The sequence below is a fragment of the Nitratidesulfovibrio oxamicus genome (genome assembly GCF_015731765.1).
Classification (GTDB): domain Bacteria; phylum Desulfobacterota; class Desulfovibrionia; order Desulfovibrionales; family Desulfovibrionaceae; genus Cupidesulfovibrio; species Cupidesulfovibrio oxamicus.
Map to the genome: position 1 here is coordinate 1 of NZ_VRYY01000254.1, position 17,217 is coordinate 17,217.

Annotated in this window: 11 protein-coding genes and 1 pseudogene; 9 read left to right on the plus strand and 3 right to left on the minus strand. The window is 64.8% G+C overall.

The window, feature by feature from the left end; translation table 11 throughout:
• The 3 genes from FVW20_RS09640 to FVW20_RS09650 all read right to left on the minus strand — a co-directional run.
• Positions 1-171, minus strand: a 171-nt coding sequence (locus tag FVW20_RS09640) for a hypothetical protein (RefSeq protein WP_196609255.1), incomplete at its 3' end; no start/stop codon positions are given.
• A gap of 112 nt (positions 172-283) precedes the next feature.
• On the minus strand, positions 284-3,001 hold the full coding sequence (locus FVW20_RS09645) for a molybdopterin-dependent aldehyde oxidoreductase (RefSeq protein ID WP_196609256.1): 2,718 nt from the start codon (positions 2,999-3,001) through the stop codon (positions 284-286).
• Positions 3,002-3,138: 137 nt separating this feature from the next.
• Positions 3,139-4,182, minus strand: coding sequence for a molybdopterin-binding protein (locus FVW20_RS09650; protein ID WP_196609257.1), 1,044 nt, complete (start codon positions 4,180-4,182; stop codon positions 3,139-3,141).
• A gap of 603 nt (positions 4,183-4,785) precedes the next feature.
• Here FVW20_RS09650 and fdnG (FVW20_RS09655) point away from each other — a divergent pair.
• The 9 genes and pseudogenes from fdnG (FVW20_RS09655) to FVW20_RS09695 form a co-directional block, all read left to right on the plus strand.
• Positions 4,786-7,824, plus strand: coding sequence for a formate dehydrogenase-N subunit alpha (gene fdnG, locus FVW20_RS09655; protein WP_196609258.1), 3,039 nt, complete (start codon positions 4,786-4,788; stop codon positions 7,822-7,824).
• Positions 7,825-7,834: 10 nt separating this feature from the next.
• The gene (locus tag FVW20_RS09660) at positions 7,835-8,482 is read left to right on the plus strand and encodes a 4Fe-4S dicluster domain-containing protein (RefSeq protein WP_196609259.1); all 648 of its coding nucleotides are present in this window, start codon (positions 7,835-7,837) and stop codon (positions 8,480-8,482) included.
• Positions 8,483-8,754: 272 nt separating this feature from the next.
• Positions 8,755-9,759, plus strand: coding sequence for a formate dehydrogenase accessory protein FdhE (locus tag FVW20_RS09665; protein ID WP_196609260.1), 1,005 nt, complete (start codon positions 8,755-8,757; stop codon positions 9,757-9,759).
• A 736-nt stretch (positions 9,760-10,495) separates the two neighbouring features.
• Positions 10,496-13,537, plus strand: a complete 3,042-nt coding sequence (gene fdnG / locus FVW20_RS09670; protein WP_196609261.1) for a formate dehydrogenase-N subunit alpha — start codon at positions 10,496-10,498, stop codon at positions 13,535-13,537.
• Between the two features lie 54 nt (positions 13,538-13,591).
• The gene (locus tag FVW20_RS09675) at positions 13,592-14,251 is read left to right on the plus strand and encodes a 4Fe-4S dicluster domain-containing protein (RefSeq protein WP_196609262.1); all 660 of its coding nucleotides are present in this window, start codon (positions 13,592-13,594) and stop codon (positions 14,249-14,251) included.
• 75 nt (positions 14,252-14,326) lie between these two features.
• Complete coding sequence (locus tag FVW20_RS09680) at positions 14,327-15,268, plus strand: formate dehydrogenase accessory protein FdhE (RefSeq protein ID WP_196609263.1); 942 nt, start codon at positions 14,327-14,329, stop codon at positions 15,266-15,268.
• Positions 15,269-15,282: 14 nt separating this feature from the next.
• Positions 15,283-15,714, plus strand: coding sequence for a formate dehydrogenase subunit gamma cytochrome c-553 (locus tag FVW20_RS09685; RefSeq protein WP_196609264.1), 432 nt, complete (start codon positions 15,283-15,285; stop codon positions 15,712-15,714).
• A gap of 392 nt (positions 15,715-16,106) precedes the next feature.
• On the plus strand, positions 16,107-16,517 hold the full coding sequence (locus FVW20_RS09690; RefSeq protein ID WP_196609265.1) for a winged helix-turn-helix domain-containing protein: 411 nt from the start codon (positions 16,107-16,109) through the stop codon (positions 16,515-16,517).
• A gap of 365 nt (positions 16,518-16,882) precedes the next feature.
• Positions 16,883-17,217 (plus strand): annotated as a pseudogene (locus tag FVW20_RS09695) (DUF697 domain-containing protein); the annotation flags it as partial.

A 17,217-nucleotide genomic window follows, 5' to 3' on the forward strand; every position in this document is an offset into this window, starting at 1 on the left:
GGGCAGGGGCATGGTGCGTTCCAGCACGCCGCGCGCCTCGCGCCAGCGGCCTTGCGCCGCGTGGCCCAGAAAGGCGCGCGCATCCACATGCAGCGGACACGCCGCCTGGCAACGGGGCGGTTCTTCCTGTATGCAGCGCGACTCCCAGTCGCGCAGCGAGGTCTGGTCCATGCCGTGCTCCCTCTGCTGGGCTCAGTGCCGGGCCGGGCCGCGCATCCCCACGGCTCCGGAAAAATGAGGCCCCGGGGCGGAGCGTGTCCACCCCGGGGCCATGTTCATCCTGTTACGCGCCCTTCAGGCCCGCCAGCACCTTTTCCGGCAGGGCGGGCAGGTGACGGATGCGCACGCCGCACGCCTTGTAGATGCCGTTGATGATGGCCGCATGCGGCACGGTGAGCGGCAGCTCGCCCACGCCCGACGCGCCGAACGGGCCGTCGCCGCGCGGGGTTTCCACGTAGATCAGTTCGATGTTGTCGGGAATGTCCTTGATGTACGGAACGCCCGCGCCCGCCATGGTGGCGTGCTTCTTGAGGTCCTCGTAGTCTTCGGTCAGGGCCAGGCCGATGCCCTGGGCCAGGCCGCCGTACAGCTGACCGTCGGTGACCAGTTTGTTGCAGACCTTGCCGATGTCGGCCACCATGGTCAGCTTGTCCACGGTGGTCTTGCCGGTGGCCACTTCCACGGCCACTTCTGCCATGAACACGCCGTACATGTACGCGGTGAAGGGCTTGCCCTGCGCGTTCTCGTCGCAGTGGGTGCCCGCCGCCGTCCACGCGCCGCGATGCTTGGTGGGCAACTTCCCGTCCACCATTTCCTGGTAGGTACGGAAGCCGCCGGGCTTGCGCATGGCTTCCACCAGGTTTTCGCAGGCCACGCGCACGGCGTTGCCGGTAACGTACTGCGACCGGCTGCCGCCCGCCGGACCGCTGTTGGGCGCCTTGCTGGTGTCGTTGAGCACCAGGCGGATGTTTTCCGGCGCGATGCCCAGCGGACGCAGCGCTTCGTGGGCGGTGCCCAGGCTGCCCATGTCCGCGCCCTGGCCGTGGTCTTCCCAGCAGTTGTAGATGGTCACGGTGCCGTCGGGGTTCAGCTCGGCATCGGCTTCAGAGGTGTCCGGCCCGTCTAGGCCGCAGCCGTACACGCCCACGGCAACGCCCACGCCCTTCCTGACCGCCGCCGTGGAACCGGCCTTGGCCGCATCCAGCGCCGCCTTGTACTTGGGCCGGATGATGTCGATCATTTCCGGCAGGCTGTACACTTCCGGGTCCTGCCCGGTGGGGTTGGTGTCGCCCTTGCGGTAGACGTTCAGGTAGCGCAGTTCCAGCGGGTCCATGCCCAGCTTTTCCGCCAGTTCGTCCATCAGCACTTCGGACGGGAACTCGCTTTCCGGCGCGCCGTAGCCTCGGAAGGCAGAACCCCAGGCGTGGTTGGTGCACACCGTGCGGCCCTGGCCCCGGATGTTCTCGATGCCGTAGCCCGCGCCCGCAAACTGCGCGCCGCGCAGGGTCAAAAGGTCGCCGAACTCGGAATACGGGCCGTGGTCCACGGTCCAGTCGGTTTCCATGGCCTTGATCTTGCCGGTCTTGTCGGCGGCGTAGCGCACGTTGAAGAAGAACGGCGAACGCTTGCCGGTGTAGTTCTGCTGCTGGCGGTAGTTGTAGCGCAGGTGCACCGGACGCCCGGTGGCCATTGCCGCCACGCCCACCAGCGCTTCCATGGTGGGGCTGAACTTGTAGCCGAAGGTGCCGCCCGTGGGGTTCTGCACCATGACGATCTTCTCCGGCTCGATGCCAAGGCCGGGGGCGATCATGTACAGGTGCAGGTGCAGGCCGATGGACTTGGAGTGGATGACCAGGCGCCCTTCGCCGTCGGTGTAGGCAAAGCCCACGTCCGGCTCGATGGGCAGGTGCGGCTGGCGGCCCACATAGTAGTCGCCTTCCACCACCACGTCTGCCCCGTCGAAGATGGGCTTGGTGTCGGCGCCCTTGGCGATGTTCTGGATGAAGTACACGTTGGGCGTGCCGGGGTGGATTTCCATGGCGTCTTCGGCCATGGCCGCCGGGGCGCTCATGTAGGCGGGCAGTTCTTCCAACTGCACCTTCACCTTTTCGGCGGCGGCGCGGGCGTGCTTTTCGCTGTCGGCGCAGACGATGGCCAGGGCGTCACCGTACTGGAACACCTTCTCGTCGCACAGGATGGGCCGGTCCCAACCGTCGCCCTTGTTGGAGGGGAAGGTGATCAGGCCGGTGATGCGGTTCTTGCCCTTGACGTCCTTGTGGGTGAGCACGCTGTGCACGCCGGGCATCTTCTGCGCTTCGGAGGTGTCGATGGACAGGATCTTCGCGTGCGACACTTCCGCCTGCACCAACGCAAGGTGCAGTGCATCGGAGGGCATCTTCAGCCCCAGGTCCGCACCGTAGTCGCAGGTACCCGTTACCTTGGCAATGGCGGAGGGGCGGGGGTACTTCGTTCCCCAGATGCGGCCATCTGCGGGAATCTTGAAGCAGAGGTCGTCGGCGCTCATTTCGCCGCGCAGCACCTTGGCGGCGTCCATGACCGCATCGACCAGAGGCTTGTAGCCGGTGCAGCGGCAGACGTTGCGGTGCTTCTGGAACCAATCGCGCACGTCGTCGCGGCTGGGGTTCTTGTTTTCTTCCAGCAACTGCCTGGCCGAAACGATGAAGCCCGGCGTGCAGAAGCCGCACTGCGCGCCGCCGTGGGCCGCCCACGCCAGTTGCAGCGGGTGCAGGCAGTCGGGGCTGCCCACGCCTTCGATGGTGGTCACCGATGCCCCGTCGGGCAGGCGGCGCATCTTGTACGCGCACGAGCGCACCACCTTGCCGTCAAGGATGACGCTGCACGCGCCGCACTGGCCTTCGCCGCAGCCCACCTTGACGCCGGTGAGCAGCAGTTGGCCGCGCAGCACGTCCGCCAGCGTCGCTTCCGGGTCGACGACAAGGTTGCGGGGTATGCCGTTGACGATGAAATGCTTGTTGATCATGAGCCTGGCCTCCGTGGAGCTGTCCGTTGCATGTTGCGCGGGCGGGCATGCCGCCCTTTCCGTCGCGGGCGAATGATTCGCCCTTCCCTGCATGGGCGGCTGACCGCCGCCCCTCCCGTTGTGCCGGTCCGGCGGGGCTACGCGCCCTTGCCGAACGGGCAGGCGGGATACCGGCATTCCTGGCAGCCGAGGCACAGGCCGCCATGACCGAGCGCGGTGATGTCCTCCCGCGTGACGGCAAGTCCGGCCAGCAGCCGGGGCGCCACGAGGTCGAAGATCGACGCCCGGTGGTACATGACACACCCGGGAAGGCCCATGACGGGCACCTCGCCGAGATACGCCAGCATGAACATGGAGCCCGGCAGCACCGGGGCCCCGTAGGCGACGACGCGCGCCCCTGCGGCCCTTATGCCCGCCGGGGTCTGGTCGTCCGGATCCACGGACATGCCGCCGGTGACGACGACCATGTCCGCTCCTTCGTCCACCAGTTCGCGGATGGCCCGGGCCGTGGCGTCACGGTCGTCGGCCACCAGCACCTGGCGCACCACCTCGCTGCCGAGGTCGGCAAACTTGCGACGCACCACGGGGCCGAACTTGTCCCGGATGCGACCGTGGAACACCTCGCTGCCGGTGGTCACCATGCCCACCCGGGCACGGCGGAAGGGCAGCACGGAAACCACGGGCGCACCCTCAAGGGCTCGTTCCGCTTCACGCAGCAACTGTTCGTGGACAATGAGGGGGATGACGCGCATGCCCGCCACCATCTGGCCCGCGCGCACCGCGCACAGGCCGTGCAGCGTGGACACGGCAAGCTCGCCCAGGCCGTTCAGTCGGCCAAGGGCGGGAACATCGACGTGCAACAGCCCGTCGTGTCCGGCGACAAGGTTTACCCGCCCCTCGCACCTGGCTTCCGGGGCCACGCCCGCACCGCCGACAAGGCGCGCCAGACGCATGGCGGCATCGTCTTCGTGCAGTTGGCCCGCGCCAAGGCGCAGGGCGTAGACGTGCTCCTTCCCCATTTGCAGAAGGAGGGGGATATCCGCCGGGGCGATGATGTGCCCCTTGCGGAACCCCGGCCCCTTTTCGACACCGGGGATGATGCGCGTCATGTCGTGACAAAGCATCATCCCCACTGCCTCGTGGACCGGGACGATGGAAAGACCGTGCTCGTGACCTTGCATGTGCTTCTGCTCCCGTGAAGGGACAGGCAGCATTCCGGCGTTGCCGCAGTCGTGTGTGGTGCCCCCTCGGACGCAAAGAGAAGGGCATGGCCGGACTGGGTATGCAGGCACTCCTAGTGTGCATATGTATCAGCCCTGACATGTCACGGTCAATGAACAACGCGTGTTAATTCAAGCATGACGGGATGTTGCAATGAGTGCCCATTCAAACCGCAACTAACATGCCGAGGTATCGACATATTTGCATGTCGCACGCGCTCATTTACCGTCAACTTTTCAGTATCTATGCGTGTGAAATGTCCTTTTTTGCACCTTCTACAAACAAATATCCACCTTACTTGATGATTGTTGACGTTCAAATAACCAAAACAAACCAAAAGAAACATCTTGCCCATCGGGCATGTGCCAAACCAAAAGCATATGCTACCCTTAGCAGCTGATTTCATTGAACTTATCATTACCACCCTCCACAGACCTGCTAGGCTTGGTCCAAACTCACCATGCGGACACGGCGCATGGTCCGCCGCAGCCAGCCCCCCGGCAGGGGTGCGAACCGGCGCGACGGGGCCGGACCGCGCAGCTTGATCCAAGGAGGTTGCCGGAATGCGAAGACGCCAATTCCTGAAGATGTCCTGTGTGCTTGGGGCGGGTGTCGCCCTGTGCGGACTGGGCGTCGATCTCGTGCCCATCGAGGCGTGGGCGGACGAGATCAAGAAGATCGACCGCCTGAAGAGCGCCAGGCAGACCATGTCGGTGTGCTGCTACTGCTCGGTGGGGTGCGGCCTGATCTGCGCCACCGACGAAAAGACCGGCAAGATCATCAACATCGAGGGGGACCCGGAACACCCGGTGAGCGAAGGTTCGCTGTGCGCCAAGGGCGCGGGCATCTTCCAGACCACCGAGGCCAACGAACACCGCCTGACCAAGGTGCTGTACCGCGCCCCCAATTCGGACAAGTGGGAAGAAAAGAGCTGGGACTGGGCCATCGACCGCATCGCCCGGCTGATGAAGGAAGAGCGCGACAAGTCCTTCATCACCAAGAACGCGGCGGGTCAGGTGGTCAACCGGGTGGAAACCCTGGCCCACATGGGCAGTTCCAACCTGGACAACGAGGAATGCTGGAGCATCACCGCCTGGGCGCGGTCTCTCGGCCTGGTGTACATAGATCACCAGGCCCGGGTCTGACACGGCCCCACCGTACCGGCTCTGGCAGAGTCGTTCGGACGCGGCGCGATGACCAATCACTGGATCGACATCCAGCACAGTGATTGCATTCTCATTCAGGGCAGCAACGCTGCAGAAAACCACCCCATTTCGTTCAAGTGGGTGATGCGCGCCAAGGAAAGGGGCGCCAAGCTGATCCACGTGGACCCGCGCTTCACGCGGACCTCGTCCAAGGCCGATTTCTACGCCCCCCTGCGCTCGGGCACGGACATCGCCTTCCTTGGCGGGATGATCAAGTACATCATCGACAACAACAAGATATTCCACGACTACGTGGTCAACTACACCAACGCCCCGTTCCTGGTGGACGGCAAGTTCGGCTTCAAGGACGGGCTGTTCACCGGGTATGACGCGGACAAGCGCGGCTACGACAAGTCCACCTGGACCTATCAGAAGGATGCGGGCGGCATCATCCTGCGCGACGAGACGCTGAAGAACCCCCGCTGCGTCTATCAGATGCTGAAGGCGCATTACGCCCGCTACGACCTGAAGAAGGTCTCTTCCATCACCGGCACGCCCGAAAAGGACCTGAAGACCGTGTACGAGATGTTCTCGTCCACCGGCACCAAGGACCGTGCGGGCACCATCATGTACGCCCTGGGGCAGACCCACCACACCGTGGGCGTGCAGAACATCCGCGCCCTGGCCATCGTCCAGCTGCTGCTGGGCAACATCGGGGTGTGCGGAGGCGGCGTCAACGCGCTGCGCGGCGAACCCAACGTGCAGGGGTCCACCGACCACGCCCTGCTGTACCACTACCTGCCGGGCTACCTTGCGGCCCCGCGCACCTCGCAGCAGACGCTGGAATCGTACATCAAGAAGATCACCCCCTCGACCACGGAAGCCAAGTCCGTCAACTGGCAGTCCAACTACGGCAAGTACGCGGTAAGCCTGCTGAAGTCGTGGTACGGCGATGCCGCCACCAAGGACAACGAGTTCGGCTACGCCTGGGTGCCCAAGGCCGACGACGGCAAGGACTACTCGGTCATGACCCTGTTCGACGTGATGTACGCGGGCAAGATCAAGGGCATGACCGTGTTCGGCCAGAACCCCGCATGCAGCATCCCCAACTCCAACAAGGTGCGCGCCGCCTTCGCCAAGCTGGACTGGATGGTGCACCTGAACATCTTCGACAACGAGACGGCGTCGTTCTGGAAGGGGCCGGGCATGGACCCCGCCAAGGTGAAGACCGAGGTCTTCCTGCTGCCCGCCTCCGCCTCCGTCGAAAAGGCCGGCAGCCAGACCAACAGCGGACGCTGGATACAATGGCGCTACGAGGCCACCAAGGCCCCCGGCGACTGCATCTACGCGGGTGAAGCCATCATCCGCATCCAGAACAAGCTGAAGGAACTGTACAAGAAGGAAGGCGGCACCTTCCCCGAACCCATCCTGAACATGACCTCCGACGGTCTGGCCGAAAAGGGCGGCTACGACGCGGAAAAGGTGGCCAAGCTCATCAACGGCTACTTCCTGGCCGACGTGGAGATTGGCGGCAAGCAGTACAAAAAGGGCGACTGCGTGCCCTCGTTCGCCCTGTTGCAGGCCGACGGCACCACCTCTTCGGGCAACTGGATCTGCGCGGGCAGCTTTGCCCAGGACGGCAAGAACCTGATGCAACGGCGCGGCAAGGCTGACCCCACGGGCCTTGGCCTGTACCCGGAATGGTCGTTCGCCTGGCCGGTGAACCGCCGGGTGCTGTACAACCGCGCCTCGTGCGACCCCACGGGCAAGCCTTACAACCCCAAGCGCGCCGTGCTGGAATGGAAGGACGGCAAGTGGGTGGGCGACGTGCCCGACGGCGCCCCGCCGCCGCTGGCGGCGGAAGGCGGCAAGCTGCCGTTCATCATGAAGCCTGACGGGGTCAGTTCCCTGTTCGGGCCGGGCCTTGGCGACGGTCCCTTCCCGGAACATTACGAACCGCTGGAAAGCCCGCTGGCCAGGAACCTGATGTCAGCGCAGCAGAACAACCCCGCCATCCTGCTGTACAACAGCGACAAGGACATGGTGGCCAGCGCCGACGCGCGCTTCCCCATCGTCATGACCACCTACTCGTCCACCGAGCACTGGTGCACCGGCGCCTTCACCCGCTGGCAGACGTGGCTTACCGAGGCCATGCCCCAGGCGTACGTGGAGATGAGCGAAGAACTGGCCAAGGAAAAGGGCATCAAGAACGGCGACAAGGTGCGCGTGGAATCGGCACGCGGCAAGCTGGAATGCGTGGCCATGGTCACGCCGCGCTTCCGTCCCTTCCTGGTCAACGGCAAGACGCTGCACCAGGTGGGCATGCCTTACAACTACGGATGGCGCTTCCCCGCCGACAACGGCGACAGTGCCAACCTGCTCACTCCCACGGTGGGCGACGCCAACGCCATGACGCCTGAGTACAAGGCGTTCATGGTCAACGTGGTCAAGGTATAGGGGGTGAGTCATGGCTGATGGAAAGTCCATACTCGTCGACGTTTCCCGCTGCACCGGCTGCCGGGGTTGCCAGGTGGCCTGCAAGCAATGGAACGGCCTGCCCGGCACCAGGACCAAGCAGACCGGCACCTACCAGAACCCGCCGGACTTCAGCCACCAGACCTTCAAGGTGGTGCGCTTCGAGGACGGCAGAACCAAGGAAGGCAAGACCTACTGGCACTTCTTCTCGGACATGTGCCGCCACTGCATGAACCCGCCGTGTCTGGCGGGCGCGCAGGGCGACGAGATGATCCATGATGATGCCACCGGCGCGGTGGTGTACACCGAAGGCACCAGCAAGAGCGACTTCGAGATGTCGCTGAGCGTGTGCCCCTACAACATCCCCCGGCAGGACCCGGACACCAAGGTGATGCGCAAGTGCACCATGTGCTTCGACCGCATCACCAGCGGGCTTACCCCCGCCTGCGTGCTGTCGTGCCCCACCGGGGCCATGGTCTTTGGCGAGCGTGACGCCATGCTCGCGGAAGCCAGACGGCGCGTGGACATCCTGAAGAAGACGTGGCCCAGGGCCCAGGCGCTGAACGCCGACGACGTGCGCGTCATCTTCATCGTGACGGACGACCCGCTGAAGTACCACAAGTACGCGGCGGGCGTGTAACCCTGGGAAACGGGGCAGGCGGGACACGTTCCCGCCTGCCCCCCTGCGGCAAGGCCGTGGCGGCGCAATAGCCGCCCGGCGCATGCCCGGCCCCCATGCGGCCCATTCGGCCAGTTCGGCCCGGCCCGGCACAGCGTCACCAGATACCCGGTGGACGCCGCGCCCCCATGTGGCCTACATGCCGCCTTGAAATATGACGCCAACAGCACGGGGGGCCACACGCCGCCACGCGTGCAGAGATCACCCACTGCCAGCATACCAAGGACACGCCCATGCCCGACGCCTCCCCCACCCTTTCCGGCACCACCTCGGAAACCCTCGACCGCCTGCTGGCCCGCCATCCCGAACACGCGCCGCTCATCGCCGCGTTCCGCGCGCTCAGCGTGGCCCAGGCTGAACTGGCCGAGACGGCGGACCCCGCCGGTGCGCTCCCCGTGCCCCCGGTGCAGGTGGAACCCGACCTTTTCGCGCAGGGCCGCGCCCTGCTGCCCGCCGATGAACTGCCCGACGGTCCCGCGCTGGACGACGCCTTCCTGGCCCACGCCCTGGCCCTGCTGGCCCCGGCCATCGCCGCCGGACTGCCCGCCGTTGCCGACGATGTACGTGAACTGGCCCGACTGGCCCTGACAAAGGGAGGAACGTCAGGCGGGAAACAAGACACGACGGAAGACGCCAGCCAGCCCCCCCTGCCCCGCCAACTGGCGACATGGGCGCTGACGGGGCGCATTTCCGCCGCCCAGACATGGGCGCGCCGGGCCGGGCTTTCGCCCGACGCCGTGGGCTTCGTGGCCATGCAACTGGCTGCGGCGTCCGCCCGTCGGGTGCAGCGTGCCCTGGCCCCATCCCTTGCCCCCCATGCCGAAGGCTGGACCCACGGGCACTGCCCGGTATGCGGCACCGCCCCCAAGCTGGGGGTTTTGCGTGGCGAAGGCGGCCAGCGCTGGCTGGTTTGCGCACTGTGCGACCATACCTGGCGCCACCAGCGCACCGCCTGTCCCTTCTGCGGGGTGGACAAGCCGGACAACATCACCCTGCGCTACGTGCAGGGGTTCGAGGACGAACGCGCCGAGGCCTGCGGTTCATGCCGCCGGTACATCCTGGCGGCGGACCTGCGCCACCGCACCAGCGACGTGCCCTCGGTGCTGCCGCTGGGCATGGCCCACCTGGACATGCTGTTGCAGGAAAAGGGCTTCATGCCGGGCGGGGTGGACGACACCACGCGGACCGCCCAGCCAGGCGGATCAGGCAAGACTCGCAACGTAAAAACCTCAGCCTGACGCAGCAACCACGCGACCGGCCCGCCCCCACGCGAGTTGCCCGGCGCATAGCCCGACCGCTTGCGCACGCGGTTCCCCTCGACACGCGGCCCTCCCGCAGAGCAACATCACCAATCCAGCGCCCCGAGCGGCTGACGGCACCGTCCGCCATGCACGCCCGGGGCGCTCTTGCATGGAAGGGACCACCGCCCCAACCTCTGACCACAAGGTCGGGCCAGCAGTTCCTGCCGCCTGCGCGGCCGCATGCGCCATTATCCAGGTTGATCGCGCAACCACCTGCATTTTCAGCACTTGAAGGCGACACCATGCAACACCGCGCAACAAACCAAAAATAACTGCAAATAACCACAAGACACACTGCACCTGTGCCACGCTGTGACAAAGCCTGCGCATATGCTGCGTTTAACTAACTGTTTTTTATTAATATTTTCTTGTTATCACCGCAAACCCTGTTAAGGTGCCCCCAAAAGATACGATGCGAAGGTGGCATCAGGCCATCTTCTCCGGCAGGCCAAGGGTCGTACCGGTCGCACGGCGCCAGCAGGCCCGCGCGTCCGCCCCGCCAACCTGCCGAACCACGACGGCGCCCATTCCCGCGCCCGCCTGGCGGCATCGTGTCATCCCCTTCCTTCACGAAGGGGAGGTGCGCATGGTCGCGCGCACGGTTTGGCAGGCACGGCAAAAAGGTCTGCAGACCTTTCCGGATTCTGTGAGGGGCTTTAACAAGGAGTGGAACATGAAAACTACGCGGCGGAGTTTTCTCAAGCTCATGGGCGTGAGCGCTGTCGGCCTCTCGCTCTGTCAGCTTGGGTTCGATCTTGAAGAAGCGCAGGCGTACGCCAGCAAGCTCAAGATCGAAGGCGCGAAGGAAGTGGGCAGTGTCTGCCCCTTCTGTTCCGTCTGTTGTCAGATCATCGCCTACGTGCGCAACGGCAAGCTCGTTTCGACCGAAGGCGACCCCGACTTTCCGGTGAACGAAGGGGCCCTGTGCGCCAAGGGCGCGGCCCTGTTCTCCATGTACACCAACCCGCACCGCCTGACGAAGCCGCTGTACCGCGCTCCGCACAGCGACAAGTGGGTGGAGAAGGACTGGGACTGGACCCTGAACCAGATCGCGCGCCGCGTTAAGGACGCCCGCGACAAGGACATGGTTCTCAAGAACGAAAAGGGCCAGACCGTCAACCGCGTCGATTCGCTCTTCATGATGGGTACCTCGCACGCCTCCAACGAGGAATGCGCCGTCATCCATCAAGCCATACGAAGCCTGGGTATGGTCCAAATGGACCACCAGGCCCGGGTCTGACACAGTCCCACTGTTGCGGCTCTGGCAGAGTCGTTCGGTCGCGGGGCTATGACGAACCACTGGATCGATATCAAGAATAGCGATGCAGTGCTTATTATCGGCAGCAATGCCGCGGAACACCATCCTGTCGCCTTCAAGTGGGTCATGCGCGCCAAGGAAAACGGCGCCGTGCTCATGCACGTGGACCCCAAGTTCTCCCGCACCTCGGCACGTTGCGATTTCCACGTGCCGCTGCGCTCGGGCACGGACATCCCCTTCCTGGGCGGCATGATCAACTACATCCTTGAAAAGGAACTCTTTTTCAAGGAGTACGTCTTCAACTACACCAACTTCGCCTTTGTCGTCGGCAAGGACTACGAGTTCAACGACGGCCTCTTCAGCGGGTACGACCCCAAGACCCGCAAGTACGACCAGTCCAAGTGGGCCTTTGAAAAGGGTCCCGACGGCGGCCCGGTCATCGACGAAACCCTCAAGAACGAACGGTGCGTCTTCAACCTGATGAAGAAGCACTACTCGCGCTACACGCTGAAGACCGTCTCCGACGTCACCGGCGTGTCCGCGGAAAACCTGCTGCGCGTGTACGATGCGTTCTGCGCCACCGGCAAGCCGGACAAGGCAGGCACCATCATGTACGCCTTGGGCTGGACCCAGCACACCGTGGGCGTGCAGAACATCCGGGCCTCGTCGCTCATCCAGCTGCTGCTGGGCAACATCGGCATCGCGGGCGGCGGCATCAACGCCCTGCGCGGCGAGCCCAACGTGCAGGGTTCCACCGACCACGGCCTGCTGTACAGCTCGCTGCCGGGCTATCATAACCTGCCCGTTTCCACCTGGCAGACCCTGGCCGACTACAACAAGGCCAACACACCGGTCACCACGCTGAAGAACAGCGCCAACTGGTGGAGCAACCGTCCCAAGTACGTGGCCAGCCTGCTGAAGGGCTGGTACGGCGATGCGGCCACCCCGGAAAACGACTTCTGCTACGAATATCTGCCGAAGCTCGAACCGGGCGAAGACTGCTCGTACATGTACGTCATGGACAAGATGTACCATGGCAAGATCAAGGGCGGGTTCATCTTCGGGGTCAACCCCATGAACAGCTTCTCCAACACCAACAAGATGCGCGCGGCGCTGGACAAGCTGGACTGGCTGGTCTGCTCCGAACTGCACAACTCGGAAACCACGGACAACTGGCAGCGCCCCGGCGTTGATCCCAAGACCAAGAAGACCGAGGTGTTCCTGCTTCCGTCAGCCCATCGCATCGAAAAGGCGGGCACCATCAGCAACAGCGGCCGCTGGTTGCAGTGGTTCGACAAGGCGGTGGAACCGGGCGGACAGGCCCGCAACTTCGCCGACATCTTCGTGCCGCTGATCAACAAGATCCGCGACCTGTACAGGAAGGAAGGCGGCACGCTGCCCGACCCCCTGCTGAAGATGCACTGGACCGAAAAGTTCGAACCGGAAGAATGGACCCGCCGCATCAACGGCTTCTTCTGGGCCGACACCAAGGTGGGCGACAAGGAATACAAGCGTGGCCAACTGGTGCCCGCCTTCGCCCAGCTGAAGGACGACGGTTCCACCTCTTCGCTCAACTGGGTCTACGCAGGCAGCTTCACCGAAGAGGCCGGCAACAAGTCCAAGAAGCGCGACGCCAGCCAGACGCCCATGCAGGCCAACATCGGCCTGTTCCCCAACTGGTCGTGGTGCTGGCCGGTGAACCGCCGCGTGCTGTACAACCGCGCCTCGGTTGACCTGAACGGCAAGCCGTTCAACCCGAAGCGCGCCGTCATCGAATGGGACGGCTCCAAGTGGATCGGCGACGTGCCCGACGGCCCGTGGCCGCCCATGGCCGACAAGGAAATGGGCAAGCTGCCCTTCATCATGACCAAGGACGGCTACGCCCAGTTCTACGGAACGGGGCGGCTGGACGGTCCCTTCCCCGAGCACTACGAACCCGCGGAAACCCCGCTGGACAGCCACCCGTTCTCCAAGCAGCTGTCCAGCCCGGTGTACAAGTTCCACACCTCGGACATGGACCAGATGGCCAAGGCGGCCGACCCCAACTACCCGTACGTGCTCACCACCTACAGCCTGACGGAACACTGGTGCGGCGGCGGCGAAACGCGCAACGTGCCCAACCTGCTGGAAACCGAGCCTCAGCTCTACATAGAGATGAGCCACGAGTTGGCCAAGGAAAAGGGCATCAACAACGGCGACGGCGTGATCGTGGAAAGTGCGCGCGGGCGCGTGGAGGCCATAGCCATGGTCACCGTGCGCATCCGGCCCTTCACGGTCATGGGCAAGACGGTGCACCTCGTGGGCATGCCCTTCGCCTACGGCTGGACCACGCCCAAGTGCGGTGACTCCACCAACCGCCTTACCGTTGGCGCGTACGACCCGAACACCACCATTCCCGAAAGCAAGGCCTGTCTCGTCAACTTGCGCAAGGCCGACAAGCTGACCGAAATAGCCTAACCGGAACAGGGCGCGCCCCGCCGCGGGGCGCGCCCCCCTCCAAGGAGCACTACGATGCCCAAGGCATTTTTAGTAGATACAACCCGATGCACGGCATGTCGCGGCTGCCAGCTGGCCTGCAAGGAATGGCACGACCTGCCCGCCAACGCGACCAAGCAGCGCGGTTCGCACCAGAATCCGCCGGACCTCAATCCCAACAACCTCAAGATCGTCCGCTTCAACGAGCGGATGACCAAGGAAGGCGTTGTGGTCTGGAACTTCTTCCCCGACCAGTGCCGCCACTGCGTGACCCCGGTGTGCGTGGACGTGGCCGACATGGCCGTGCCCGGCGCCATGATCAAGGACAAGAAGACCGGCGCGGTGCTGGCCACCGAAAAGTCGGCCAAGCTCAGCCCGGGAGACGCCAAGGCCGTGGCCGAGGCCTGTCCGTACAACATCCCCCGCATCGATCCCAAGACCAAGCGCATCACCAAGTGCGACATGTGCTTCGACCGCGTTTCCGCGGGCATGCAGCCCATCTGCGTGAAGACCTGCCCCACCGGCACCATGGTCTTCGGCGAGCGCGAGGAAATACTGGCCGTGGCGCAGAAGCGTCTTGCCGTCGCCAAGGAACGCTTCCCCAAGGCCCATCTGGTGGACATGGAGGACGTGAGCGTCATCTACCTGCTGGCGGAAGAAAAAGAACACTACTACGAGTACGCCGGCTTCATGTAGCAGGCTTGCGGACGCCCTGCGCGCCGCGTTCACCCTTTGATGGAGGCCCCGGCCTCCGGTTCTCGTGGAGCATTCATGGCCGCCAAACACCAAAGTGTCGCGGATACGCTGGCTGATGTCACCGCCCGTCGTCCTGTCCTTGAACCCGTGCTGCGGGCCTTCGAACCCCTGCTTTCCGCCGGTGATGCGCTGGCCGGAAAACTGGCAAAGACCGTGCGCGAGGCGGGCCTGCGCCTGCCGGAACTCCAGTGGGACCGTGCCCAGCAGGGGGTATCCCTGCTGGCGGGCGTTTCCCTGACGGGCGCCGCCGGGCCCATGCGCCAGGCGGCGGAAGAACTGCTGCCGCTTCTGACCACCATAGAGGCGGTGGCTCCGCACGCGGAAGCGTTGCGGGCGTTCTTCCTGCGTCCTGCAGATGCCGATGACACCCGCGACGCCCTGGCCGAGGCCATGGTGGCGGGCCGGTCCATCGAATCCATCGCCAGTGATGGCGGCGTGGATCCGGAGGTGCTTGCGTTCGTCACCGGCTTCGTGCTGTCCCCGGTGCTGCATGCCATGGTTGCCAACGCCCTGCCCGAAGACGGGGAAGCCCCCTGGGACAAGGACGGGGCATGGCAGCAGGGCTACTGCCCGGTGTGCGGCGCCTTTCCCACCATCGCCTGGCTGGACAAGCCCTTGCTGGACGAAAAGAACGCCTACCTGGCCGGTGGCGGCGGCAAGAAGCACCTGCATTGTTCGCAATGCGGCGCTGGCTGGAAGTTCCTGCGGGGGGCCTGCCCCTCGTGCGGAAAGGAGGCCAGCGGCACCATGGAAATGCTGCGCGAAGCCGAGGCCGCCCGTGGCGAACGGCTGGACTGGTGCACCAAGTGCAACACCTATTGTCCCACCGTGGACCTGCGGGAACGCGAGGCCGTCCCCAATCTGGACGCCCTGGCGCTGGGCATGATGCATCTGGACATGGTCGCGGCGCGCAAGAAGTTGCGCCCGCTCAGACCTTCCTTCTGGAATATGTATTGAACAGGAGCAGTTTGATGAAATACCTGGTCATCTCCCTGTTTGCACTGACCTTGCTCGTGGCCGGTACGGCCCTGGCGGCAGACGCCGGGGACGCCGCCAAGGCCCCGAAGAAGGCCATGGAACTGAAGCACGGCACCTCCAAGCGGATGCACGTGATGTTCAACCACACCACCCACAAGGATGTTGCGTGCGAGCAGTGTCACCACGACACGCCCGACCCTGCGAAGCCCTTCGTTTCGTGCACCAACAACGACTGCCATGCCACGCCCGGCCCGCGCGAGCGCGACACCATGAGCATGTTCGTGGCGTACCACGCCAAGGACACCGACCGTTCCTGCTACGGCTGCCACAAGCAGATGGCCAAGGACCATCCCGAGTTCTCGGGCTGCCGTCCCTGCCACATGAGCGCACAGGCCAAGAAGGATGCCGCCGCCAAGAAGAAGTAGCCTTCACGGCGCATCCGCACCGTAGGGTCACCACTGCCCACCAGCGCCGACCGGACACCCGGTCGGCGCTTTCCGTGGCGAACGGGGTCGCCGCCCCTGCGGCGGGCGGCCGTGCCCGGTGCAGCCCGATTTGTGCCGAAGGCGGGCGACAGCGCGAACTCGGTGCAGCAACGACCTGCCATGCGAACGGGGACAGCCGGTGAAGGCCGACAAAACGGACCGGCCAGGGCCGGTTTTCATCACCCCTCGATTATGTCAGTATGAGCAGGTATGCTCGGATCAGCACATACCCTTGCCAGTCACGCGAACCATGCAGGCCGTGACCCGCACAGGGTGAAGACACAGCGCGGGCCGCACCGGCGACTGTTTCACCACCTACACGGAACACACGCATGAACACATCTCCCCTTCGCCCCGCAACGGCCACCGCACCTCGCCCAACCGTCCGTCTGCACTTGTGGCTGGAAGAAGACGGCGAGATGGTCTTTGGCATGGGGCGCGCCATGCTGCTGCTGGCCATCGACGAACACGGATCGCTGAAAAAGGCGGCAGAGGCGCTGGGCATGTCGTACCGTGCAGCATGGGGCAAGCTGAAGCAGACCGAAACCGCCCTTGGCCTGCGCCTGGTGGAGAAGGCGGGCAGCAACCGCGAAGGTTATCGACTGACTTCCGTCGGGCGTGAAGCCATGGACCGTTTTCGCGCATGGTTCGCCACCGTGGAGCGGTGTGCCGTGGAAAGCGCCGCCACGGTGCTGCCGTGGCCTGTCCGGCAGTTCGAGGACAAGGTGCGGGACGACAAATAGCCTGCGGGGCTGGCCGACCTTTCCGTCATGCCGCCTTCCCGGCCATGCGCCATGCAGCTTGTGCCTTTTGCCGCCCCCATGCCGGAATATCCGGCACGCCCGACATCCGGACATGCCGGACACATCGCCCGCAGACGCCGCCCGACGCCGCCCGCATGTCGTCCCATATCGCCAGTCGCTGTTCCCGCTCGCGGACTTGACGACGCGCCCTCGCTGTCGCACCTAAAAGAGGCAACCTGCACCAGGCCACGTTCTGGCCGCGGTCGGTTCATGGCCGGTTCACGACCGGACGGGTCCGCATCCAGTCCGTACCGCCCATCCCCGTGCGTCCCCCCGTTACCTGACCCCGCGCAGCAAGGAGGCCCATGCACCAGTTCGTCCCCCGCGCCCTGTTCCTGTTTGCGGCAATTCTGTGTGCCAGCCTGTTCGTATTCATCGGCGGGCAGGTGCTTACCCTGTCCGACATGGCGGCGCGCATCCATCCGCTGCTGGGCCAGGCGGTGTTCTGGGGCGGCATGGCCGCGTACTTCGCCGCGCTGGGCTGGCTGGGGGCCACCTGGTTCCTGCGTCCTCGCCCGCTGGTCCAGCCGCAGAACCCCACGCCGGATGACCTGCGCGACTATCTGCGCCGCCTGACGGCGCGCCTGCGCAACAACCCGCACCTACGCGAGGGCGGCCTTGCCCACACGGCGTGCGCTCC

What these genes read in the sequence shown, in the direction of transcription:
- FVW20_RS09690 (WP_196609265.1), top strand. Translation starts at nt 16,107, where the DNA reads ATGAACACATCTCCCCTTCGCCCCGCAACGGCCACCGCACCTCGCCCA.
- FVW20_RS09665 (WP_196609260.1), top strand. Translation starts at nt 8,755, where the DNA reads ATGCCCGACGCCTCCCCCACCCTTTCCGGCACCACCTCGGAAACCCTC.
- FVW20_RS09660 (WP_196609259.1), top strand. Translation starts at nt 7,835, where the DNA reads ATGGCTGATGGAAAGTCCATACTCGTCGACGTTTCCCGCTGCACCGGC.
- FVW20_RS09675 (WP_196609262.1), top strand. Translation starts at nt 13,592, where the DNA reads ATGCCCAAGGCATTTTTAGTAGATACAACCCGATGCACGGCATGTCGC.
- FVW20_RS09645 (WP_196609256.1), bottom strand. Translation starts at nt 3,001, where the DNA reads ATGATCAACAAGCATTTCATCGTCAACGGCATACCCCGCAACCTTGTC.
- FVW20_RS09685 (WP_196609264.1), top strand. Translation starts at nt 15,283, where the DNA reads ATGAAATACCTGGTCATCTCCCTGTTTGCACTGACCTTGCTCGTGGCC.
- FVW20_RS09650 (WP_196609257.1), bottom strand. Translation starts at nt 4,182, where the DNA reads ATGCAAGGTCACGAGCACGGTCTTTCCATCGTCCCGGTCCACGAGGCA.
- FVW20_RS09680 (WP_196609263.1), top strand. Translation starts at nt 14,327, where the DNA reads ATGGCCGCCAAACACCAAAGTGTCGCGGATACGCTGGCTGATGTCACC.